The sequence below is a fragment of the Mycolicibacterium vinylchloridicum genome, from assembly GCF_013404075.1.
Lineage (GTDB): Bacteria > Actinomycetota > Actinomycetes > Mycobacteriales > Mycobacteriaceae > Mycobacterium > Mycobacterium vinylchloridicum.
The window spans coordinates 1-21,061 of the sequence record NZ_JACBJQ010000063.1; the positions used below are offsets into that span (position 1 = coordinate 1).

Annotated in this window: 25 protein-coding genes; 9 read left to right on the forward strand and 16 right to left on the reverse strand. The window is 66.8% G+C overall.

The window, feature by feature from the left end:
- A partial coding sequence (locus HPC46_RS35235; protein WP_233716869.1) for a hypothetical protein occupies positions 1–194 on the reverse strand: 194 nt, incomplete at its 3' end.
- Here HPC46_RS35235 and HPC46_RS29535 point away from each other — a divergent pair.
- On the forward strand, positions 100–819 hold the full coding sequence (locus tag HPC46_RS29535) for a hypothetical protein (protein ID WP_325096835.1): 720 nt from the start codon (positions 100–102) through the stop codon (positions 817–819). The two genes, HPC46_RS35235 and HPC46_RS29535, sit on opposite strands and share 95 nt — an antisense overlap.
- A 63-nt stretch (positions 820–882) precedes the next feature.
- Here HPC46_RS29535 and HPC46_RS29540 read toward each other — a convergent pair whose 3' ends face one another.
- Positions 883–1,260 carry a hypothetical protein gene (locus tag HPC46_RS29540; protein WP_179475675.1) on the reverse strand — a complete coding sequence of 126 codons (378 nt, stop codon included), beginning with the start codon at positions 1,258–1,260 and terminating at the stop codon, positions 883–885.
- Between the two features lie 88 nt (positions 1,261–1,348).
- Between HPC46_RS29540 and HPC46_RS29545 the strand changes: the two genes are divergently transcribed.
- The 4 genes from HPC46_RS29545 (at position 1,349) to HPC46_RS29560 (ending at position 3,960) form a co-directional block, all read left to right on the forward strand.
- On the forward strand, positions 1,349–1,957 hold the full coding sequence (locus HPC46_RS29545; RefSeq protein WP_179475676.1) for a TetR/AcrR family transcriptional regulator: 609 nt from the start codon (positions 1,349–1,351) through the stop codon (positions 1,955–1,957).
- A gap of 96 nt (positions 1,958–2,053) precedes the next feature.
- Positions 2,054–2,956 (forward strand): MBL fold metallo-hydrolase, encoded by a 903-nt coding sequence (locus HPC46_RS29550; protein ID WP_179475677.1) that lies wholly within the window; start codon positions 2,054–2,056, stop codon positions 2,954–2,956.
- 9 nt (positions 2,957–2,965) lie between these two features.
- A complete protein-coding gene (locus HPC46_RS29555; protein WP_179475678.1) occupies positions 2,966–3,631 on the forward strand; it encodes a nitroreductase in 666 nt (221 codons plus the stop codon).
- Between the two features lie 71 nt (positions 3,632–3,702).
- Positions 3,703–3,960 carry a DUF7218 family protein gene (locus tag HPC46_RS29560; protein ID WP_179475679.1) on the forward strand — a complete coding sequence of 86 codons (258 nt, stop codon included), beginning with the start codon at positions 3,703–3,705 and terminating at the stop codon, positions 3,958–3,960.
- Between the two features lie 87 nt (positions 3,961–4,047).
- Here the strand turns inward: HPC46_RS29560 and HPC46_RS29565 are convergent, their stop codons facing one another.
- The 7 genes from HPC46_RS29565 to HPC46_RS35845 all read right to left on the reverse strand — a co-directional run bounded on the left by HPC46_RS29565 (position 4,048) and on the right by HPC46_RS35845 (position 10,339).
- On the reverse strand, positions 4,048–4,737 hold the full coding sequence (locus tag HPC46_RS29565) for an energy-coupling factor ABC transporter permease (RefSeq protein ID WP_325096832.1): 690 nt from the start codon (positions 4,735–4,737) through the stop codon (positions 4,048–4,050).
- Between the two features lie 117 nt (positions 4,738–4,854).
- On the reverse strand, positions 4,855–5,103 hold the full coding sequence (locus HPC46_RS29570) for a hypothetical protein (RefSeq protein WP_179475680.1): 249 nt from the start codon (positions 5,101–5,103) through the stop codon (positions 4,855–4,857).
- A 19-nt stretch (positions 5,104–5,122) separates the two neighbouring features.
- Complete coding sequence (locus HPC46_RS29575; RefSeq protein ID WP_179475681.1) at positions 5,123–5,743, reverse strand: superoxide dismutase; 621 nt, start codon at positions 5,741–5,743, stop codon at positions 5,123–5,125.
- A gap of 174 nt (positions 5,744–5,917) precedes the next feature.
- Complete coding sequence (locus HPC46_RS29580; RefSeq protein WP_179475682.1) at positions 5,918–6,979, reverse strand: NAD(P)H-dependent amine dehydrogenase family protein; 1,062 nt, start codon at positions 6,977–6,979, stop codon at positions 5,918–5,920.
- Positions 6,976–8,094, reverse strand: a complete 1,119-nt coding sequence (locus HPC46_RS29585) for an ABC transporter substrate-binding protein (protein WP_179475683.1) — start codon at positions 8,092–8,094, stop codon at positions 6,976–6,978. The genes HPC46_RS29580 and HPC46_RS29585 overlap by 4 nt, the downstream gene beginning before the upstream one ends.
- Positions 8,091–9,134: a dihydrodipicolinate reductase gene (locus tag HPC46_RS29590; protein ID WP_179475684.1), complete on the reverse strand. Its 1,044-nt coding sequence runs from the start codon at positions 9,132–9,134 to the stop codon at positions 8,091–8,093. The genes HPC46_RS29585 and HPC46_RS29590 overlap by 4 nt, the downstream gene beginning before the upstream one ends.
- Complete coding sequence (locus HPC46_RS35845) at positions 9,131–10,339, reverse strand: cytochrome P450 (protein ID WP_179475685.1); 1,209 nt, start codon at positions 10,337–10,339, stop codon at positions 9,131–9,133. The genes HPC46_RS29590 and HPC46_RS35845 overlap by 4 nt, the downstream gene beginning before the upstream one ends.
- Positions 10,340–10,428: 89 nt before the next feature.
- Here HPC46_RS35845 and HPC46_RS29600 point away from each other — a divergent pair, with 89 nt between their 5' ends.
- Positions 10,429–11,178, forward strand: coding sequence for a FadR/GntR family transcriptional regulator (locus HPC46_RS29600; RefSeq protein WP_325096833.1), 750 nt, complete (start codon positions 10,429–10,431; stop codon positions 11,176–11,178).
- Positions 11,179–11,196: 18 nt separating this feature from the next.
- Here HPC46_RS29600 and HPC46_RS29605 read toward each other — a convergent pair whose 3' ends face one another.
- The 3 genes from HPC46_RS29605 to HPC46_RS29615 form a co-directional block, all read right to left on the reverse strand.
- On the reverse strand, positions 11,197–12,417 hold the full coding sequence (locus HPC46_RS29605) for an MFS transporter (RefSeq protein ID WP_179475687.1): 1,221 nt from the start codon (positions 12,415–12,417) through the stop codon (positions 11,197–11,199).
- 104 nt (positions 12,418–12,521) lie between these two features.
- Positions 12,522–13,391, reverse strand: coding sequence for a LysR family transcriptional regulator (locus HPC46_RS29610; RefSeq protein ID WP_179475688.1), 870 nt, complete (start codon positions 13,389–13,391; stop codon positions 12,522–12,524).
- Between the two features lie 10 nt (positions 13,392–13,401).
- A complete protein-coding gene (locus HPC46_RS29615; RefSeq protein WP_179475689.1) occupies positions 13,402–14,004 on the reverse strand; it encodes a TetR/AcrR family transcriptional regulator in 603 nt (200 codons plus the stop codon).
- A gap of 122 nt (positions 14,005–14,126) precedes the next feature.
- Between HPC46_RS29615 and HPC46_RS29620 the strand changes: the two genes are divergently transcribed.
- The gene (locus HPC46_RS29620; protein WP_179475690.1) at positions 14,127–15,209 is read left to right on the forward strand and encodes a phosphotransferase; all 1,083 of its coding nucleotides are present in this window, start codon (positions 14,127–14,129) and stop codon (positions 15,207–15,209) included.
- Here the strand turns inward: HPC46_RS29620 and HPC46_RS29625 are convergent.
- Positions 15,206–15,535: a WXG100 family type VII secretion target gene (locus tag HPC46_RS29625; RefSeq protein ID WP_179475691.1), complete on the reverse strand. Its 330-nt coding sequence runs from the start codon at positions 15,533–15,535 to the stop codon at positions 15,206–15,208. The two genes, HPC46_RS29620 and HPC46_RS29625, sit on opposite strands and share 4 nt — an antisense overlap.
- Before the next feature lie 83 nt (positions 15,536–15,618).
- Positions 15,619–17,742: a hypothetical protein gene (locus HPC46_RS35645; protein WP_179475692.1), complete on the reverse strand. Its 2,124-nt coding sequence runs from the start codon at positions 17,740–17,742 to the stop codon at positions 15,619–15,621.
- A 218-nt stretch (positions 17,743–17,960) separates the two neighbouring features.
- Here HPC46_RS35645 and HPC46_RS29635 point away from each other — a divergent pair, with 218 nt between their 5' ends.
- A complete protein-coding gene (locus tag HPC46_RS29635) occupies positions 17,961–19,112 on the forward strand; it encodes an NAD(P)/FAD-dependent oxidoreductase (protein ID WP_179475693.1) in 1,152 nt (383 codons plus the stop codon).
- Here the strand turns inward: HPC46_RS29635 and HPC46_RS29640 are convergent.
- Positions 19,109–19,393: a DUF4873 domain-containing protein gene (locus tag HPC46_RS29640; RefSeq protein ID WP_179475694.1), complete on the reverse strand. Its 285-nt coding sequence runs from the start codon at positions 19,391–19,393 to the stop codon at positions 19,109–19,111. The genes HPC46_RS29635 and HPC46_RS29640 overlap by 4 nt on opposite strands.
- Positions 19,390–20,286 (reverse strand): AurF N-oxygenase family protein, encoded by an 897-nt coding sequence (locus tag HPC46_RS29645; RefSeq protein WP_179475695.1) that lies wholly within the window; start codon positions 20,284–20,286, stop codon positions 19,390–19,392. The genes HPC46_RS29640 and HPC46_RS29645 overlap by 4 nt, the downstream gene beginning before the upstream one ends.
- A gap of 101 nt (positions 20,287–20,387) precedes the next feature.
- On the opposite strand from HPC46_RS29645, the gene HPC46_RS29650 reads away from it, so the two are divergent.
- Positions 20,388–21,020, forward strand: a complete 633-nt coding sequence (locus HPC46_RS29650; protein WP_179475696.1) for a TetR/AcrR family transcriptional regulator — start codon at positions 20,388–20,390, stop codon at positions 21,018–21,020.
- Positions 21,021–21,061 lie beyond the last annotated feature (41 nt).

A 21,061-nucleotide genomic window follows, 5' to 3' on the forward strand; every position in this document is an offset into this window, starting at 1 on the left:
CCCCCGCGCCCGCCCCGGCCAAGCCGCGCTAGCGATTCCGGCGTGAAGTGGTTGTCAGCGTTGGTCGCCGTCGTGCTGACGGCGGCCGCTTCAGCGGCGCTGCCCCGCGCCGTCGCTGACACATCGCTGCCGACGTGCCCGCAATCGAACCCGGTGATCACGCCCTTGGGGACTTCACCTTTGGTGGATTGCACGCTGCACTCCGGAGATCTCGATTTCGCCGTGAAGTACTGGAGTGTGCCCGAGTTGCCTCGGCCCAGGGCGGTGAAGGTGACCGTGACCGACCAGACGGGCGCGGTGGTGCAGACGATCGACGAGCTGTTGGAGCCGTCGACGCCGAGTGGTGTTGGCATGCAGGACATCGACGGTGACGGCCGGGACGAGCTGATCATCCCGATCTCCCAGAATCTGCTCAACGGCGGCAACCCCAACACCCGCTTCGCGGTATGGCGGGCGCACGGCGACAGCCGGCATTACGAGCGCACCCAAATGGTCGGGCAGGCCGCCTATCCCAGCGGTGACGGCTATCTGGTCACCAACGGCGGCGGGTTGGCGAGCCGGGATCTGACCTTCTATCTGCCGACCGGAGCGGGGTACACGCTCGTGGTGGTGTTGACCATCGAGGTCTTGGAGGCTGATCCGGACACCCACCAGGCGTTGACCGTGAACTGCCGTGCCCACCAGGAGGACGGCCTGCACGCAGTCGACATGAGCATCCGCCAGGCCGAGGACTACTTCTGCAATTCGCCTGCCGCCAGGGCTATTTGGCCTGATGCCAACCGGGTGCAGATCAAGCGCTGGGGCGTGTTCGGAAACTAGCCCGACGACGATGCAGAGCGAGGAACGAGCGATGAGGAGGAGTCGGGCAATCGGGCCTGAACGCTAGGGCGCGCACCACTCGCGGACCGCGACCAGCAGGCCCCTGGCCTTGGCCAGATCGCCGGCGAGGCGTTCCGGGGTCGCCGGCCGGTACGGGTCGTTGTTGTCGATCTGGGACGCCACCATGTTCGACCGAATCCGAAGGTCGATGCCGGGCGGGCTGCTCAGGTTGTGCAACGGGCTCAACGGGGCGCGGACCCGGGCCGCCACCCACGGCGCAGTACCGGTGGGCGCGATCTCGTTGAACACGGCCTCCAGCTGATCCGCGGCCGGCAGCAACAGACTGCAGTCGTCATCGCCGGCCGCCGCGACGGGCGAGGCCGCCAGGCCCACCAGGACCGTGATGGCCGCGAGCGGCACGCCGAACATTCCTCCACGCATCCTCTCTACCTTCGCATTTCATCGGAGATCAGGGGCGCCTTCGCCCAATCCCGCGCGGCCGCCTGCGCGGGCCTACGATCCTCTCACCATGTATTCGACAGTTGGGTTCGACCGCGGAGCGGTGCTCGATAGCGCGCTCGCACTGTTCGTGTCGCGCGGATTCGCGGAAACGACGCTCGACGACGTCGCCGAAGCCAGCGCGATTCCCGTGCAGACCCTCAAGCAGGTCTTCCCCACAACGAGTTCGATAGTCCTCGACGTCGTCGACGACATGCTGGCCGCGGTCGTCACGCACCTCGCCGACGGCGAGCAGGACGAAGACCTCGTCGATGCACTGAGCCGTTCCCATCGAGCGATGTTGAGCGACATCATCGCCGGCACAGGGGCGGTGCCGCTGCAACGGATGCAGCAGGTCGGCCTGCTCGCTATGGCCGCACCCGAGGTGGCCACCTTGGTTTCCGCTCGACGCAAGGAGACGCTGGCGCTCGCTCTGGCGAAGCACTACGGCATGACGTTCGATGACCCCCTGATCGTGCGCACCATCGCGGTCTGGTCGGCGGTGATCTCCGGCACCTACGCGGCCGGCGTCGGAGACCTCGCCGACGTCGAGCCCGAGCGGGACCTGCAAGACACGAAGCGTATGACCCGGCGTTTGGATCACGCTTTCCGGCATATCACCGGGCGGAGCGACGCCTAGTCCAGCCGCCCATGTCGTCACCGGGATGAGTTCTCCAGCCACGTCGCGTTCACCGCAGTCGAAGGGCATTTTCCCAAGACTGTCAGGAGAACAGACATGAGCGTGGACAGCATTTCACCGGCGGTCGACGAGCTGGTTCCGTCCCGCTACGCGGTGCAGGTGGGCGATATCGAGGTGTTGGTGATCAGCGACGGCGTCCTGCCGATCACCGCCTCCACGTTGGCCACCAACGCCAATTCGGCCGAGCTGGCGGGCTGGTTGGATGACCAGTTCCTGCCGCGAGACGTGGTCGACTGGCCCCTCAACGTGGTCGTGGTGCGCACCGGCGGGCGGACGATTCTGGTCGATGCCGGTCTGGGCGTGGAGTTCCCGGACTTCCCCCGGGCCGGGCAGACGGTGCACCGGCTGGAGGCGGCCGGGATCGACCCCGGATCCGTGACCGACGTCGTGCTCACCCATCTGCACATGGATCACATCGGCGGGTTGCTCACCGAGGGGTTGAAGGCCCGTCTGCGCCCCGACTTGCAGATCCATCTGGCCACCCGTGAGGCGGAGTTCTGGGAAGCGCCCGATTTCACGCACACCGTCATGCCAGAGCCGATTCCGGATGTGTTGCGGCGCACGGCCACCCAGTTCCTCAATGACTATCGCGGCCAACTACGGCCGTTCGAGACCGAGCACGAGGTGGCGCCTGGAGTGCTCATCAGCCGCACCGGTGGCCACACGCCGGGCCACAGCATCGTGCGGCTTGAGTCACGCGGTGATCGGCTGACCTTCGCCGGTGACGCGGTGTTCGCAGTCGGATTCGAGAAGCCAGTGTGGGAGAACGGTTTTGAGCATGATCCTCAGGAGGCTGCCCGCGTCCGGGTGGATCTGCTGCGGGAGCTCGCAGCGACGGGCGGTTCGCTGGTGGCGACTCACCTGCCGTTCCCGTCGGTGTGCCACGTGGCGACCGCGGGCGACGTCTTCCGGTGCGTGCCCGCGACATGGGATTACTGAGGCAGGGTCGTGGACGTCTACGAAGCGGTGACGAGCCGGCGGGCAGTGCGCGGGTTCACCGACGAGCCCGTTCCGATGGATGTCTTGGAACGGGTCTTGTCCGCGGCGTCCTGGGCGCCGTCGGGGTCGAATCTGCAGCCGTGGCGCAGCTATGTGGTGACCGGCGCGCCGCTGACGCGGCTCAAGAAGCTCGCGGTGGAGCGGGTGGCCGCCGGCGCCCCGTGGGACGACCGAGAATTCGAGATGTACCCGCGGGAGATGAAGTCGCCCTACCGTGAACGCCGATCCGCATTTGGTAAGGAGCGATACAGCGCGCTGGGGATCACCCGCGACGATTGGGAGGCCCGCCAGCGAGCGGCGATCGCAAACTGGGATTGCTTCGGCGCACCCGCCGCCCTGTTCTGCTACATCGACCGCGATCTCGGCCGTCCTCAGTGGGCGGACCTCGGGATGTACTTGCAGACCGTCATGCTGTTGCTACGCGCCGAAGGGCTACACAGCTGCCCACAGATGGCCTGGTCCCAGGTTCGGACAACCGTCGCGGACGCAGTGTCGCCGCCGGACGAGCTGATGTTGTTCTGCGGCATGTCGATTGGTTATGCGGATCCCGCCGTGACGTACCTGCGCACCGGGCGGGCACCGTTGGACGACACGGTCATGTTCATCGCAGATTGACAATCGGGGTTTCAAGACCGGCTCCCTGGGCACTCAACGTCATGTTGCAATGATCTGGACAGGAGGCTGTCATGCCCAACTCGTCGATCAAGAACGAGAAAATGTACGAAGATCTGCGCCGCGAGGGAAACTCCAAAGAAAAGGCTGCGCGGATCTCCAATGCCGCCGCAGCTCGCGGCAAGTCGTCCGTCGGGCGCAAGGGCGGCAAGTCGGGAAGTTATGACGACTGGACCGTGCCCCAATTGAAGAAGCGCGCCAAAGAGCTTGGCATGTCGGGCTATTCAAGTCTGACCAAAGGCAAGTTGGTGGCCAAGCTCCGCAACCACTGAGGTGCATCACGCGGCCGACAAGCTGGACGGCACGGGCCGTGGGACCGGAAGTAGCACCGCGAATCTTCGGCTTGGCCGGCCGGACACCTATGCGGGGTTGAACAGCCGACGTTCGACGAGGGGGCTGTTCTTCATCTGGTGCAGTGCCTTCGCCCCGGCGAGTACGCCGAGGTCGGCCAGCGGCTCCACGATGATGACGGCCATGTAGGCGACGCCGAATGTCGCGATGCTGGCGACGGTCTGTCCCGAGAACCCTTCGCCGTACAGCGCCCAGAAGGCGACCCAGGACACGATGCCGGCCTGGTAGGTCGTCGAGAGTGCCAGCACCTGACGGTATTTCAACTGCACGTACGGCGTCTGTGGCGCGATCACCTTCTGCGCGACGAATTGCAGGGCGAACAGGGGTACCAGCAGCGTTGTCACGTTCATGCCGAACTGCGGCAGGTCGAACGGTGCGAAGAAAAGTCCCTGCAACAGCAGTCCGCCCGCCAAACCGAACGCGGCCGGTGCGGCACCGAAGATCAGGAACAGCGTCGAGCCGAGAATGAGATGCACCTCGGAGACACCGACCGGGTAATGCGGAAACACCTGGAAGAAGACGAACACCAGCGCGGTCGTCATCACTGTGCGGACCAGGAGCGCACCCAGGCCGCGATCCTTGACCAGCTTGGCGGCCAGATACAGCGCGTAGCTGCCCGCTCCGGCCGCCGTGACATAACTCAAGATGAGCTTGGGACCTTCGACGATTCCCGGTTCGATATGCATGGGCGAACTCACCTCTTCGCGGATAAGCGTGGACTTGCAACGAAGTTAAGCACACCAAACGGGTGTCGTCCGGCTCACCGACGGAGGGGAACTTTCCGGGAGTCGCAGCCGACTATTGCCCACGAACACCTAGTGCGCGCTGCGTGAGATGGTCGCCGCAATCGCTTGCAGGATTTCGGGTGTGCTCTTGCCGGTGGACGCTTCCATACCCATCAGCAGAAGTCCGGAAAGGTTGATCAACCCGGTGATCAACCCCGATTCCCCGTGCGGCTCCGCGAGGTAGGAATCGATGCGGTCGTGGACGAAGTCGGCGTCGCAGTCCTGCGCCCACGCCGTCATCACATCGATTGCCCAGCGGGTCTTTTCGTCATCAGCCATGTACAGACCCGCAACCGGGCTAGAAGATCAGGCCCGCGGTCTTGGCGGTCGCCGCCGCGAACCGCTCCTGCACATCGGCCCAGTTGACGACGTTCCAGAACGCCTTGACGTAGTCGGCTTTCACGTTCTTGTACTGCAGGTAGTAGGCGTGCTCCCACATGTCGACTTGCAGCAGCGGGATGATGCCGAGCGGCACGTTCGCCTGCTGGTCGTAGAGCTGGAAGGTCAGCAGTTTGTCGCCCAGGGTGTCGTAGCCCAGAACCGCCCAGCCGGAACCCTGCAGACCGTTGGCGGCCGCGGTGAACTGCGCACGGAACTTGTCGAACGAACCGAACTGATCGTCGATGGCCGCCGCCAACTCGCCTTCGGGTTTGTCACCGCCGTTCGGGGAGAGGTTCCTCCACCAGATCGTGTGGTTCACGTGACCACCAAGGTGGAAGGCGAGGTTCTTCTCGTTGAGGAAGATCGCGGCGTGGTCGTCGTTCGCGCGAGCCTCCTCGAGCTTGCCGATCGCGTCGTTGAGCCCTTTGACGTAGGCCGCGTGGTGCTTGCTGTGATGGACCTCGTTGATCTGCCCGGAGATGTGGGGCTCCAATGCCCCGTAGTCATAAGCCAGTTCGGGCAAGGAGTATTCAGCCATGCATTCCTCTCAACGTCCCTGCGGGAGGCATCGCCAAACGGCGGCCCACGTCAGCTTATCTGTTCAAGTGTTCAGATGATAGATTGAATTGGTCGGTCGGCCGTGGGCGCACAAGTCGATGCAGCAAACACGACCCGGGTCACCGTGACGCGGAGGGCACGCGGCCGACCGCCACTACCTCGCGTCCGGCCAGCGATAGGCACCGAAGACCGCCGGTACGACAACGCCGGGCGGGGCGGCAAGGACGTACGGAATCGCGCGGACAGCTGTCATCGCGACGGCGAGTTGGCCGCCCGCTACCCCCGGCAGATCGGTCTCTTGATTGTCGATCGTGAGCGCCAGCCGCATCGGTGGCTCCCCATCGACGATGATGCGGATCAGGAACTGCCCCCCGAGAGCGAGATCCCACCCGGGGATCTCCTCGACGGCAGTCCAGTACTCTTCGGCCACCAGGACGGGTGCGCCATCACGGTATGCCGACCACGACATGATCTGGCCGACCACTGATCCGGCGGGCAGGGTCGCACACGTCACGTCGACGTCGTAGGGCAACGTCGCGGTCTGAACGTCTGTGCGGATCTCGTCGAAGCACAACCCAAGCACATCGGCCGTCGCCGCCAGTGATTGCTCGTACTGCATGGAGATCGCCTGAAACAAAGGCGATTCCGCGGTCACATCTTCTGGTGGCTTGCCCATGCCCATCAAGTCGACGAGCATCTCCCGCGCGCTGATCCCACGACAGTCGACAAACTCTTGCACGGTGATCTTGTCGACCCGCCGGCACAGCGCGGTCAGTGAGGTCGCGAGGCGTTCGAACATGAAGCCGGGATGTTCACCGGCGGCGTGGAATCGGGCGCCCGACCGGGCGCATGCCTGCTTGATGCGTTGCTCCACATCGGGGTCGTATGTCGCAAGATGGTTGTATGACGTCGTCGTGATGACGCTTTTCCCCGAAGCAAGCAGCGCCACAATGTCGTCGGTATTGGTGTTGCCGGGAAACGCCTTGCTTGCCGCGTGCAGGACGACGTCGGCGTTCAGCGCGACGATCGCCGCGGCATCGCTGGTCGCCGTGATTCCCGTCGGTGCTCGCCCGACGATGTCCCCGGCGTCGGTGCCGACCTTCGATGCGCTGTAGACATAGAGCCCGGCGAGTTCGAGGTCGGGACGGTCGATGATCTCCCGCAGCTGGGCCTTGCCGACCGACCCCGACGCCCACTGGATGACGCGGGCCGTCATGACAACTCGGGCCGTTCCAGCAGGCCCTCGATGGTGCCGTGCATCACGATGCGGCTGGCGTCGGGCAGTACCCGCCGGGCCACCAGGAACTCGCTGCCCATCCAGCCGTGCCGGATGTACTTGCCGAATCGCAGCCGAGTGCCGGGCGCGCCGGTGGCCGCGGGAACCATCTTGATCCGTTCGAGTGCTTGCTTGACACCCGTGCCGGTCAGCGGTCGCGCATCGGCCAGCGCAATCATCATCAACCGGCCGACGTCATAGCAGTAGACCGGAAAGAAATACTCCGGCCGTCGGCCGTGGCGCTGCTCGAACCGGTCCAGGAACTGTTGTCCGGTCTGGTTTCTCTCGTCGTACTGGTCCAGGCCGACCCAACCCGCGAACTGTTGCCGCCACCAGTCGCTCGTCGAGGCGAACTCGAATGCGGTGGTGGTGTAGCGCGCCGGCAGCCAGCCGACCTCGGTGAGCGCGTCGTTCATCCCCGGGATGCCCAGACCGAAACCGACATGGATGATGCCGTCCGGCCGGTCGGCGGCCAACGTCGCCATCGCAGCGCGCTTCTCGGCCTGCACTTGCGGGATCGGGACCTCCGCGGTGATGGTCAGCCCGGCGTCGGCGCACGCGACCCGGGTGGTCCGCAGATACTCTGCTCCGATCAGCGAGTCTTCGTAGGCGACCCCCACCGTCCGGCAGCCGTCGAGTGCCGCCACGGTCGCGATGATGATCGGCTCTTCCTCCATCGAGCCGGCAGGAAGACCGAACACCCACTCCCCCAACATCGTTTCGCTGGCACCCATCGTGATACAGGCGACTTCACCAAGCTCTTCGACGTAGCGGCGCAGCGCCGCGCCGTTCTCGGACACCCACGGCCCGAAGATGACGTGGGCGTCTTCCTCGACCAATTCGAGGAAGGCGTCGCGGACCGCCCGGAACGACCCGTTGGGTAACCCCTGCACCGCGCGCACGACGAATTCGACGGGCCGCTCCAACAGGCCCTTTTCGGCGTACTCGTCGACGACCAATTGCAGTGACGGCACGATGTTTTCGTCGTAGGTACCGTCGTCGTCGAGGTAGTCGATGAGCAGACCGATCCGTGCCGGCTCCACTGTCGACGTCATCGTAGGACTCCTCGGAAGTCGAGATCGGCAAGGTCGAGAACACCCGGTGGTGCCTGCCGGATGGCCGGGATAGCGTGCACGGCGTGCATGGCGGTTGCCAGACAACCCATTTCGGTGTGATCTTCGCCCCGGGTGCCCAGTACCAGGTTGCACCGCAGGGTGGGCGCGCCGCCGAACTCGATCTCGTAGCCCTCAGCTCGCGACCACTCCGGAATGACGTCGGGGCTCATCCACGTCACATGCTCGATGCTGATCGCCGTCGGCCCGCAATCGGCTCGGACGCCGAGCTTGATGGCGCCGACCGTGCCCGCCGGAATCACCCCGGATGCGACCTGAAGATCGCGGTCGGTGACGGCGGTCGTCCGGAACGGCTCGCAGGATGCTATGTCGAGCCTCAGCGCCTTGGCGATGATCCGCGCGGTGGCGACGAACGCCTTGCCGGCCCGCTCGGGATCACTCAACACCGGCGACGTCGCATCCGGTGGATGTCCGTAGCCCATCACATCGAACATCATCTCCCGGCTGGGATACCCCGCATACGAGAGGGATTCGCGAACGACGATCTCGTCGCAGGATTGGGAGAGCCGGGACAAGACAGGCGCCAGCGTTTCGCCCAAGAATCCCGGGAACAGGCCGACTCCGAGGAACGACGCACCACCGTCGGCGCAGGCCGCCTCGATCAGCTTCGCACGCCGCGAATCGAACCCATGGACATCGATGAACGAGCTGCCGGTGGCGATCACGTCGATGCCGCAACTCAGCAGATGCACCACATCGCTGAAACACTCATCGGGGTGCCGCTCAACGCTGCCCATGTAGAGCACGACATCGGGCCTGGCCGTGACGATCTCGTAGTTGCTGTCGGTGGCGACGATGCCCCTTCGGGCCCGGCCGACCAGGTCACCGGCATCGCGGCCGATCTTCGCCGGGTCATAGACGCGAACGCCGGCGAGTACGAGGTCAGGCGCATCGATGACTGCCCGCAATGCCAGCCGGCCGGTCGCGCCGGTAGCCCACTGGGCGACCCTGGTCGCGTTCACACCGGCCGCCAGGACAGCTGCAGGTCCGGGACGAATCGCAGGGGCGGGCGGTAGCGCACCTCGTAGCCGGGGCTCAAGGTGTATTCGGGAATGCGGCAATGCCACTCCCGCAGGGCGATTCGCAACTCGCGGCGAGCGAGATGCGATCCGAGGCAGCGGTGCGGACCCGCGCCGAAGGCAAGGTGGCGGTTGCCGCGCCGGTCGAAGTCGACGGTGAGCGGAGCCTCGAAATCGATCGGATCGACGTTGGCCGCCCCCAGGTTGACGAGCAGGTGATGGCCGGCGGAGACCGTGTGCTCACCGACGACACGTTCCTCGCGGGCCCACCGAACCGCCCACGGCACAGGCGTTTCCCAGCGCAGCAGCTCTTCGACGGCACGCGGAATGACATCGGGGTCTTCGGTGAGTTGACGTTGCTGACCGGGATGCTGGGCGAGATAAGCCCAGAAGCAGGTGAGGGTGTCCGTCACGGTGTCGAGGCCCGCCGTGAGCAAGACGAAGCAGATGGACAACAGGTCGTCGCGCGAGACGGGCTCGCCGTCGAGGCGGGCCCGGGTCAGTTCGGTGAGCAGATCATCGCGCGGCGAAGTCAGTCGTTCGTCGAGAACCGCGTCGAAGTAGGCGTAGACGTCCTGTGCGGTGCGGCGCTGAATGGCCAGCTTCTCGTCGAGTGTCGACTCATCGGTGCCGGGGTGCAGCAGCCCGTCGCGCATCTCGACCAGGGTTCCGAGCTCTTCCCATGGCAGTCCCATCAGGCCCAGGAAGACCGAGGACGGGAACAATTCGGCGAATTCGGTGGTGAAGTCGCATGATCCGCGAGCGATGAACGTGTCGATGAAGCGATTGACGCGCACAGCGATGTCCGTTTCCTGGGCCTCCATCCGCCGCGGCGAGAACATCGGCTCCAGCAGGGCGCGAAACCGGGTGTGGTCGGGCGGATCGATGCCGAGCGGAATCAGCGGCTTCGTCTGCCCCTGCTCCACCAGCTCCGCCGAGGAGAAGGTGGCGGCATCGTTGAGCGTCGCGCTGACCAGCGAACGACATCCGACCATCACGCTGTTTCCCAGGGCGATCGAACCCTGCTGTGCAAGAGCGTGGTTCGCCGATTGCGGTGACCGCGAGTCGAGGCCCGCGCCCGCACCGCCACTGACGAACTGGAACTTCTTCACAGGCCGATCGGCCCGCGAGACATCCGCCTCTGTCACGCGCACTCCCGTCGAAATATCTAGATGTATTCGAGCATGCTAGATTGGAAATGTCTAGATGTTTTCCGACGCGATTCCGAGGCGGCGACGTGACTGCAGGCAAGACACCGGTCGTCGAGAAGCCCGAACAGATTGCCGCCGAGCTGCGTCTGCAGATCATCAGCGGAGAGCTGACTGACGGCACAGCGCTGGGGCGCGAGCCCGACCTGGTGGCCAGGTTCGAGGTGTCGCGCCCGTCCCTGCGCGAAGCGTTACGAATCCTGGAGACCGAGGGCTTGATCGAAGTGGTGCGCGGGGTTCGCGGCGGCATCTTCGTCCGGTCCCCCGATGAACGGATGACGGCGCGAACCGCCGCCATGCTATTGCGGTCCCAGAACGTCTCGCTGGCCGATGTATTCGAAGCCCGCTATCTCCTCGAGCCTCCGGCAGCGCGGGCCATCGCGGCGGGAAGCCGGCGACGTCGCGCCGCGGTCAGCCAACTCACGTCATTGATCGCCCGCGAGGAGCAGGTGCTCGACGACCACACGGAGTTCGGCCTGGCGAATCACGCTTTTCACGAGGCGCTGGTGGCCCTGGCCGGCAATCAAACGCTCAGCATCGTCGCCGGGACTCTCGACAAAGTGCTCGCCAGCGCACTCATCGCGGTGAGCCGGGCCGACAAAGAGCTGACCGCCGCGGCGACCCGCCAGCGCGATCTGCGCTCGCAAGTGCGGCTCGTCGAGTTCCTCGACGCGGGCGATGCCGATGGCGCCGAGAAGCATTGGCGCGCCCACATGCGATACCTCGCGCGCAATATGGCGCGCGCCGCCGCGACGACGTTGGTCGAGCTGATGCCCTGATCGGGTCCCGACCCGAGATCATCCGTCGCGCAGCACCACCGACGCCAATGCCGCCGCGACGGCGGCGAGCACCAGGATCGTGACGGCCACGGCCGTCCACCCGCTCGCATCGAACGCCACTCCCCCGAGCCATCCAATCGCACTGGAACCGCCGTAGTAGAACAGGTTGTACAGCGACGACGCTTGAGCCTTGCCGACCGGCGCGGCCTGACCGGTCCAGCCGGCCGCCGTCGAGTGCGCTCCGAAGAAGCCGGCCGTGGCGACGACCAAGCCGATCAGGACAGCGAACACGTTGTCACTCAGCGTGATTGCGACCCCGACCATCATGACCACCACCGACACCAGAAGGACTCGCCTGCGCCCGAAACGCGCGGCCTCCGCACCGGCGCGCGAGGACGCCCAGGTGCCGGCCAGATACGCCAGGAACACCAGGCTCACGACCGATGCCGGCAGATTGAACGGCGCGGCCGTGAGGCGGAAGCCGAGGAAGTTGTAGAGCGCCACGAACCCGCCCATCAACAGGAAGCCCTGCGCGAAGAGCACCAGCTGACGCGGTGTGCGCAGGTTGGCGACCAGTCGGTGACCAAGGTGACCTTCCGGGTTGGCGCCGCGACGCGATGACGGTGTGAAGCCGCGCGGCTCGGGCGCGAGCTTGACGAACGCCGTCGCCGCCAGCCCGCAGATCACCGCCACCGTGAAGACCCCGACGCGCCAGCCGGCGAATTCGGCCACCGGGCTGGACACGAGGCGCCCGAGCAGGCCACCGATGGTCGTTCCGGCCACGAAGGTGCCTGCCGCCCTGGCGGCGTGACCGGGATCGACCTCTTCGGTCAGATAGGCCACCGCGATCGCGGGGACGCCGCCGAGCAGCAGGCCCTCGACGAACCGGCCGGCCATCAGCAGCCCGAACGTCGGGGCGAACGGCACCACCAGCCCCACGACGGTGGCACCGGAGACGGAGACGGTGATCGCCTTCACTCTGCCCATGCGATCGGCAAGTGCCGACCAGGGGATGACACCGATCGCGAGGCCCACGGTGGAGGCCGAAACCATCAGCGCCGCATTGGCGGCGCCGACTCCCAGGTCCGCCGAAATCAGCGGAAGCACCGCCTGCGGTGAGTACAGCTGCGCGAATGTCGCCACTCCGGCGCAGAACAGCGCCGCCAGCAGCCGCGCGTAGGCCGACGATCCCCGGGTGTGTCCAGTCCAAGCGGGTTCCAGGGACTGGTCGACGGTCATGGATGCGACGGTAGGAACCGGCTAGTGATGTGTCCAATGCATGGAATGGTCCTTGTTCATGTATTCGGCGTATGAATGCACGTGAGCCGCCCAGCCGGGGCACGTCAGCTGCCGATGAGAAAGTCCATGAATCGGGCTGCGGGCGGGACCAGCGGACGGTCACGTCGCCATGCCAGACCGACCTCACGCTTGGCGCGAGCATTCGACAACGGGACATGGACCACTCGCACATCGGCTCGGTCGCGCGGCACCGGCACCACCGCGACACCGAATCCCGCCGCCACCAGTCCCTCCATCGTCGGGATCTCGGAGGCCTCGAACACGATCTCGGGGTCGATGCCCGCCTCGGCCCACAGATCGTCGGTGAGCAGCCGCAACCCGAGTGGCTTCTCGAGGGCGACGAAGGGTTCGTCGGCCGCCGCCGAAAGGCTCACCCGGCTGCGTGCCGCGAAGCGGTGTCCCACCGGTACCGCCAGGCACAGCCGCTCGACATACAGTCGGTGCCAGACGAATACCGCAGTGTCGGGACGCGGTGACGTGATCGCGATATCGGCTCCGCCGTCGCGGATTCGCTGAACGATCTCCGGCGCGGGCCCCTGGAAGAGTTCGAACGCAATTCGCGGCGCGGCTTCCCGAAACCGCCGAAGCTGTTCGGGCACATACCAGTTGGCCAACGAGTGCAGGAATGCCAGCCGGACACGGCCGGTGTCGGGATCGCGCAACGCGGCGATACGGTCGACGGCCGCCTGCATTTCGGCGATGCTGCGGCGGGCATGCTCGAGCATGACGCGGCCGTATTCGTTGAGCTGCAGCCGGCGCCCGACGCGATCGAACAGCGGCGCACCCGCCTTCTCCTCGATCCGGGTCAGGGCGCGCGAGAGCGTGGGTTGGCTCACCCCCAACTCGGCGGCGGCCTCGGTGACGTGCTCGGTTTCGGCCAGCACCACGAACCACTGCAGTTCTTCGAGATGCACGGTCTAGACCCTAGCCATCGGGTTCGGCGTTCACACCGTCCAGCAGCGCATCCACCAGGGCCCCGTAGCGCTCGAAAGCGTGGTCGTTCGGAATCGGCGCACTCATGACCTGAAGCAGCAACGTGCCCATCAGCGCATTGGCGATCGCGTCGGGATCGGCGTCGTCGCGCACTGCGCCGCTGTCCACCGCACGGCGCACCCGATCGACGAGCCCGCTGCGCTGCGGGACACTGAGCTGTTCGTAAAGTGCTTCGGTATCACCAGAACTCGCGGCCGCCGCGGCCACAAGCGCCCGGATGAGTTTAGCGTTCGCAGGTTCGGTGATGAACTCGCCGTGCTCGATCAGCCACCGCAGCAGGTCCGCTCGCAGGCTGCCGGTGTCGGGCACCTCGAACGAACCGCCGCGACCGTAGGCATCCAACACCGCCTCGGCCACCAGCGGCGCCTTCGAGGCCCACCGGCGATAGATGGTCTTCTTCCCCACCTGCGCCTGTGCCGCGACCGCGTCCATCGACAGCTCGGCGTAGCTGGACACGACGAGCAGTTCGCGAACGGCGTCCAGGATCGCCGCGTGCAGCGACGCATCCCTGGGGCGGCCGAGCGGTTGTGCCATGTCGCGAGCCTAACTTCGTCGATTCATTGCCGACCGGGTTCGTGGTGCAGTAGGTTACCCACCATTACGACACAGATCGTGTCGTAATGCCCCCGGACCTGCCCAGAGGAGCGCACCCGCAGATGAGTACACCCGAACTGTCGGTGCCCACCGATTTCGCCGAGGTCTCGCCGAGCTGGATGACCCGCGCCCTGGCCGCCCACCATCCCGGCGCCGTCGTCAGCGACGTCGCCATCGATCTTCGTGACGACGGCACCAATCGCCGTGCGCGCCTTCGCCTGTCCTACTCCGAGGGCGATGGCCCGGCGACCGTCTTCGTCAAGGCCGCCGATCCCGATCACAAGGAACTCATCCGCATGACCAGCGGCATGTTCCACGAACCGCGACTGTTCAGCTCCGGAGTCGAGCTGCCGCTGGAACATCCCGTGGTGTACGCCGCAGCCATCGACGAGGACGCCTACGACTTCTGCCTGGTGATGGAAGACCTGAACGCACGCGGCGCCGACCCGCGAGACTCGTTGCGGCCTTTGACAATCCAGGAAGCCCGCTCCGGGATGCGCGGGCTTGGGCGGATGCACGGCCGGTATTGGGGATCGCGCGTCATCGAGGAGCCGGCGCTGAGTTGGTTGGAACCGTTCGAGCCGTTCGACGGCCTTCAGTACGCGCCGCTGCCCAGCGCGCTGGAACAACTCGACGCCAGCACTCCCACCGAGGTGCTGTCGATGTCGATCGAGCAGTTGGTGGAAGGCGTGTGGAAGCCCTACATCCGGACGCTGACCACCTCGCCGCAGACGCTGCTGCACGGCGACCCGCATATCGGCAACACCTACGTCACCCCGGACGGCGAGGTCGGCTTCCTGGACTGGCAGGTCGCACGTCGCGGCAATTGGTCACTGGATGTCGGGTACTTCCTGCAGGGCGCGCTGACCGTCGAGGACCGCAGGAAACACGAACGCGCTCTGCTGGAGGAGTACCGCAACGCACTCGGCCTGCCTGCCGATGAGTTGCCCGGCATGGACGAGATCTGGCTGCGCTATCGCGCGTCGGTCGCCCACGGCCTGGCACTGTGGCTGGCGACGGCGAGCAGCGGCGGTGGCCTGTGGCAGCGCCTCGAGGTCGCCGTCGCGTTGGCACAGCGCTATGCCAACGCCTACGGCGACTTGGACACCCCGTCGGCGATCGCCGAGATCACCGCTGCGCGTTAAAGATCGGTCTGGCCGGCTATCGCGTTCGCCGCTTGCGCCGGCTCCTGAAGCGCCTGGCTGTTGCGCTGCTCCATCTCGGTGAATCCCTGCGCACTGGCGTGCAGTCCCTGGGCGTGATCGCTCAAACGGTTGACCAACGTGGCGGTGGTGGCCAGCCACTGCTCGGACAGTGCCGTCATCGCGAGCGCCGATGCGCCCTGCCACCCGGCCTGGGCGGCGTCGATCCGGCTCGCCGCCGCGGCATGTTTGGCGGCCACGTCTTCCCCGTGACCGGTGACCGCGACGCCCGATGCGGCCAGATCTTCGATATTGACTCGAAGCGACATCTTCACACCCCTCAGAGCTGCTGACTCATGGATATCAGCAACGGCGAGCAGGCCGCCAGTCACCTTCGAGGGTCAGCGACGATCTACGGCGAGCCGGGCTGGCCGTCCGATCCTCCTGCGCCGCCGATGCCGCCGGCGCCACCGCTGGAATTGGCGCCCTGAGTCGGGTAGGCGTCACCACCGTCACCACCGTCGCCACCATCGGATGTGCTGGCGATCGAGTCGCCGCCATCGCCGCCGTCACCGCCGGTCGAGGTTCCGCTGCCGGCGTTGTCTGCGAAGCCACCCGCACCACCATCTCCGCCGCCCGTCGCGCCACTGCCGCCCTTCCCGCCGGTCCCGCCACTGGCATCTCCGGTAGCCGGCCCGGTGGAGGCGTAGATCGTTCCTGCGCCGCCGTCCCCGCCGATCCCGCCGACGCCACCCGCCCCGATTCCACCTTCACCGCCGTCACCGCCGACGGCGTCACCGATTCCTTCAAAGGCGTACGCATAGCCACCGAGACCGCCGGCTCCCCCGTTTGCGCCGCCGGAATCACCGCCGATTCCCCCGGCACCGCCAATCGAGTTGCCGTTGAAAGCGTGACCGCTCTGGTCGTAGCTCGGGTGGGCCTCCGACCACCCGCCTCCGCCACCGGCCCCACCGTCACCGTTGACGGAGCCACCGCCGGCCCCGCCGGCGCCGCCCGTCGCATCGCCGGCGCCGTTTGTGCTCACCGCGCCGCCGTCGCCGCCCGCTCCGCCCTCGCCGATGCCGCCGGCTCCGCCGAACCCGCCAGCGCCGCCCGTGGCCGCGCCGTAGTACTCGGCGTCGCCGCCGTCACCGCCGGCTCCGCCACCGATGCTGCCGTCACCGCCGTCGCCGCCCGCGCCACCGGTGACACTCCCAGAGCCAAAGATCTCGAAGCCGCCTGCGCTACCGCCATTTCCGCCGGCACCACCGTTTCCGTGGAGGGCGGAACCACCCCGGCCGCCCTTGCCGCCGTTGCCCACCCAACTGCCGGCCCCGCCGTTGCCACCCTTGCCACCCTCGACGCCGGCCTCAGTGGCGGTGAAACCGTCCCCGCCGGCCCCGCCGGCCCCGGCCGGCCCGCTGACTTGATCGCCGTCCGTACCGGCGGCCCCGTCGGCACCGCCGAGCGCACTGCCTGTCCCGCCCTTGCCCGCAAGGCCGGCCACACCCAGGTCGCCACCGTCGCCGCCTGCCCCACCGTCGGGGGTGGCGGCATCGCCGTTGGCGCCGGCGCCGCCGTCACCTGGCGCGCCCGCGTCGCCGCCATTGCCGCCGGCCCCACCGCTGCTTCTGACCGACAACGGGCCCGCGCTGCCCCCTGCTCCGCCGGTGCCGCCAGTGCCTCCGGCCCCGCCCTTCCCGCCGGAGTCGCCCGGATTCACGCCGATGTCGCCAGTTGCGCCCGTGGCGCCCGCTCCGCCGTCACCGCCGTCGCCGGCCGCGCTGAACCAGGCAAGCAGGCCGGTGCTCCCTCCGGCGCCACCATCGCCACCGGAACCCGAGTTGACGCCCGTGGCCCCGGTCGCCCCCTTCCCGCCGTCTCCACCGTCACCCTTGAGCAGTCCCCCGGACCCACCGCGACCGCCGTCGCCGTTGTTGACGGTCGTGATCCCTGCACCGCCGTCGCCGCCGTTGCCGACCAGCCCCGCCGAGCCTCCGCTGCCGCCGTTGAATCCATCGCCGCCGTTGCCACCGAAGATGCCGCCCCGCCCGCCATTGCAAGCGAGCGCACCGGTGCACGTCGTGGCGTCGTAACTGAACCCGGTACCGAACAACAACCCCGCATCGGGATGCGCCGCCGTGCCGTTGCCGACGAAGATCGCGATGAAACTGGAGATCGGGTCACTGGATGCGACCACCGCCCCCTTCGGCGCCGCGACGGTCAAACTCACTGTGGGACGCGGCTTTTTGGCGGTCGACACCGGGCGGGAGTCGCGATGTGCACCCGCAGTCACCAACGTGCCGCGGCGACCGTTGCCGATAGCGGGCGGCTTCGTCGCATGCCGCGCGGGACCCGCGGCTGACGACGTCCGCGGGTGTGCGTTCGACGCGGAGGATTCCGAACTCGAACTGTGTCTGGCGGAGCCCGCCCCCGTGTCGGCCAGGGCGACTGCCGGCATCGACGCGATCGCCGCGCCCACGCCGAGGGCGATCGCCAATGCGCCCGTGCGGCCGATGTATGCGTGTTCGGACATCACTCGCACCCCCCTGTTCACGCTGACCGCGGCCGATCGCGATCTGCCGACATCGTCGCGCGGGTTCCGGACGGCAACCGCAGTAGTGCCCTACTGCAATTCGCGCCCGCAACATGTCCGAGGTCGGCGACCCATCCGCAACAGCCGCAGCCTCGAATGCCGTTTATGGATCCTGTGCGCGGGGATCCAAGTCGGGCAATCTAGCGAAGGCGGGATGGATGACCCAGCGATATGACGTGGCGATTGTGGGCGGCGGCCCGGCGGGTTCGGCCGCGGCGTGGCAGGCCGTACAGACCGGAGCGCGGGTGGTCGTGCTGGACAAGGCCGAATTCCCGCGGGACAAGCCATGCGGCGATGGCCTGACCGCTCGTGCTGTCAGTCTCATTCAGAAGATGGGCTTGGCCAACGAGGTCGACAAATTCCACCGGGTCAACCGCGCCACGATCTTCAGCCCCACCCCGTTGGAGCTGTCCTTCCCGAGCCGGCCCGGCATGCCCGACCATGGCCACTGCGCGGCGCGGCGCGAACTGGACACGCTGCTGCTGAGACATGCCGAGTCCGCGGGCGCCGAGGTGCGCCGGTCCACCGAGGTCACCGGCCCTATCCGGGACGACAGCGGACGGGTGACCGGGCTGACACTCAAGGGCGGCGAGCAGGTGTTCGCCGATGCGGTGATCGCCGCAGACGGCGCCTATTCGCCCATCAAACGGGCACTCACGTTGGAGTCGCAGTACAACGGCTACTCGGCGATCGCGATCCGCGCCGAGATGCAGGCCGACCGTCCGGACTCCGACTCGCTGGACATCTACCTGAAGACGACGTTCCAGGGCGATCAGTTGCCCGGCTACGGCTGGGTTTTCCCGATGGGTGGGGGTCGCATCAACGTCGGCGTGGGTTATGTCAACAGCTACAAACGCTGGCAGCAGATCAACGCCACCGAGTTGCTGGGCGGACTTCTCGCCACCCTGCCTGCGGAGTGGGAGCTCCCTCCAATCAGCGAGCTGCGGAAGGCCAAGGCTGTCCAGGCCTGGCGGTTGCCCATGGGGTTCACCGCCTGGCCGCCGTGGCGCCCGGGTGTGCTGTTCGCCGGCGATGCGCTGGGCGCGGCCCGGCCCGCGTCGGGCGCGGGCATATCCAAGGCGCTGCAGTCCGGGCTTGCGGCCGGCGAGTGCGCCGTCGCCGCGCTGACCAACGGCGGCCCTGACGACTTCACCAACTACGAGCAGCGCATCAGGTCGACCTGGGGTCGCGAGTACCGCCATGGCCGGTTATTCCACCGGCTTGCCGGCATCCCGGCAGTGGCAAGCGCAGGCGTTCATCTGCTCGACGGCTTCAGTCACGCGAAGTCATTTGCGCAGCAACGCTTTTAAAAGCAGTACGGCGGAGCACCGACGCCACTGAGCATCAGTTGCCCGGAGGGGATTCGTTCCACGAGTCGCACTGCGGCGCTGCGGTTTCCGATCCTCAGGTGGGCATGATGGCCCGCCGCTAAGTCGTCGGGCGCACCGTACGCGAGGCCCTGCCAGTGGTATTGCCCGTCGATCGGGCTGAGGTGACCCGCAAGACGAACCCGGACTTCGCAGACCACACCGGCGACGTCCAGTTCCGCGGCACCGTCGAAGACACCGCTTTCGTCGACGGTGGCGGTCACAGGAAGCTGCACCGCTTCCACAGGCGGCGGCTGATCGGGTTCATCAGCCCGATCTCCTCCAGGAACGTTGCGAGCGGCGCGAACCCGGCGCGGGTGGCCTGGTGAAAGTACGGATTGGCGCGGGCCTGACGGCGAGCATCTCGGCCGTCGAGGCCCGCGCGCCGGTACACGGCGCGGTTGGTGAACAGATAACGGTAGAAGGGGCCGCCTGCACCGTGGATCGTGGCGAGCAGGAACCGGTTGCGCCGCTTCATCATCGGAACATCCCGGCGCGCGCCGTCGCGGGCGAACTGGATGTGTCGCGCCTCCTCGGTGACATGGATCCGCATGATCCGGCTGACGATCGGCTGCAGTTCCGGGTCGTCGAGGATCTGGCGCTGCAGCGCGTCGAAGATCTCCTCCCCCACCAGCGCGGCGATCCACAGCACTTGCTTCTGGAATACCAGCGGCAGCGCGTTGATGATCATCCGCTGGAATCGGCCGGGCTGGAAGGGTTTTCCGTCGACGGCCTTGATGGCGCGGCCGAACATGACCATGTGGCGGGTCTCGTCACCGAGCTCGGTCAGCGAGTAGTGCGTCGACGCCGCGGTGACATCGGCGTGCATGAGGCCGCGCAGCAGCGCCTGATTGAGGATGTTCTCGAACCACACACCGGCCGAGAGCAGGTTGATGAATTCCTGACGCGACAGCTCGATCTGCTGTTCGCGGGTCATCTCCGCCCACATCGGCGTTCCGTACAGCGACACCACCCGGGGCGGGAGGAAGAATTTGTCCGGCACCACCGGCGAGTCCCAGTCGATGTCGACGACGGGGGCGTAGGACTTTCTGGCCGATCCGTTGAGCAGCCGATCGGAGAACTCTTCTCGACTTACCGTCGTCGAAGCCGCAGCCATGGAAAGCCTCCTAGTCGAGGGGTATCTGAGCCGGTGGAACTGAAGATACATTCTTCGTTCGTTTGTATCAATGCCTCAGGCGAGGCTTTACACTGACTCCGATGAAGCACAGCGGCCTGCTCGCCAAGGCGGTGCAGCGATTCGGGGCGCCGACGGCGGAGGGCAACGCCCAGAAGATCCTCGACGCCGCGTTGAAGCAGTTCGAACTGTTCGGCATCCGCCGCTCGACCGTGGAGGACATCACCCGCCGCTCCGGGCTGGCCCGCGTGACGCTCTATCGGACCTTCGCGAACAAGGATGCGATCGTCGAGGCGGTCCTGGTGCGGGAACTCGAGCGGTTCCTGTCCGAGCTCGCCGCGGAGGCCGGCGGGTATCCGACAGCGGAAGACAAGCTGGTCGAGGGGTTCGTGTTCACCCTGACGACGATGCGCGAGCATGCACTGCTGCAACGATTGCTCGCCACCGAGCCCGAGACCGTGCTGCCGTTCCTGACCGTCGAGGGCGACAGCGTTATCCAGACGGCCTCGTCGTTCCTGGCCCATCAGCTGGCGGTGGCGCTGCCCGACGACAAACGCACCCAGATCGAGCTGCTCGAGGTCGCCGAAGTCACCGTCCGGGTGATCGTGTCGTTCGTGCTGACGCCGTCACAGAACGTCGCGCTCGGCGACGACGACGCCGCGCGTTCATTCGCGCGGCGATACCTGGTGCCGCCGCTGCTGGGGTTGACGAGTTAGCTGCCGCGGCGGGCTCGCTATCATCCTGCCGTCATCTGTTG

Coding starts and splice junctions, on each gene's coding strand:
- HPC46_RS29540 (WP_179475675.1), bottom strand. CDS start 1,260: ATGCGTGGAGGAATGTTCGGCGTGCCGCTCGCGGCCATCACGGTCCTG.
- HPC46_RS29545 (WP_179475676.1), top strand. CDS start 1,349: ATGTATTCGACAGTTGGGTTCGACCGCGGAGCGGTGCTCGATAGCGCG.
- HPC46_RS29550 (WP_179475677.1), top strand. CDS start 2,054: ATGAGCGTGGACAGCATTTCACCGGCGGTCGACGAGCTGGTTCCGTCC.
- HPC46_RS29560 (WP_179475679.1), top strand. CDS start 3,703: ATGCCCAACTCGTCGATCAAGAACGAGAAAATGTACGAAGATCTGCGC.
- HPC46_RS29570 (WP_179475680.1), bottom strand. CDS start 5,103: ATGGCTGATGACGAAAAGACCCGCTGGGCAATCGATGTGATGACGGCG.
- HPC46_RS29575 (WP_179475681.1), bottom strand. CDS start 5,743: ATGGCTGAATACTCCTTGCCCGAACTGGCTTATGACTACGGGGCATTG.
- HPC46_RS29580 (WP_179475682.1), bottom strand. CDS start 6,979: ATGACGGCCCGCGTCATCCAGTGGGCGTCGGGGTCGGTCGGCAAGGCC.
- HPC46_RS29585 (WP_179475683.1), bottom strand. CDS start 8,094: ATGACGTCGACAGTGGAGCCGGCACGGATCGGTCTGCTCATCGACTAC.
- HPC46_RS29605 (WP_179475687.1), bottom strand. CDS start 12,417: ATGACCGTCGACCAGTCCCTGGAACCCGCTTGGACTGGACACACCCGG.
- HPC46_RS29615 (WP_179475689.1), bottom strand. CDS start 14,004: ATGGCACAACCGCTCGGCCGCCCCAGGGATGCGTCGCTGCACGCGGCG.
- HPC46_RS29620 (WP_179475690.1), top strand. CDS start 14,127: ATGAGTACACCCGAACTGTCGGTGCCCACCGATTTCGCCGAGGTCTCG.
- HPC46_RS29625 (WP_179475691.1), bottom strand. CDS start 15,535: ATGTCGCTTCGAGTCAATATCGAAGATCTGGCCGCATCGGGCGTCGCG.
- HPC46_RS35645 (WP_179475692.1), bottom strand. CDS start 17,742: ATGTCCGAACACGCATACATCGGCCGCACGGGCGCATTGGCGATCGCC.
- HPC46_RS29635 (WP_179475693.1), top strand. CDS start 17,961: ATGACCCAGCGATATGACGTGGCGATTGTGGGCGGCGGCCCGGCGGGT.
- HPC46_RS29645 (WP_179475695.1), bottom strand. CDS start 20,286: ATGGCTGCGGCTTCGACGACGGTAAGTCGAGAAGAGTTCTCCGATCGG.
- HPC46_RS29650 (WP_179475696.1), top strand. CDS start 20,388: ATGAAGCACAGCGGCCTGCTCGCCAAGGCGGTGCAGCGATTCGGGGCG.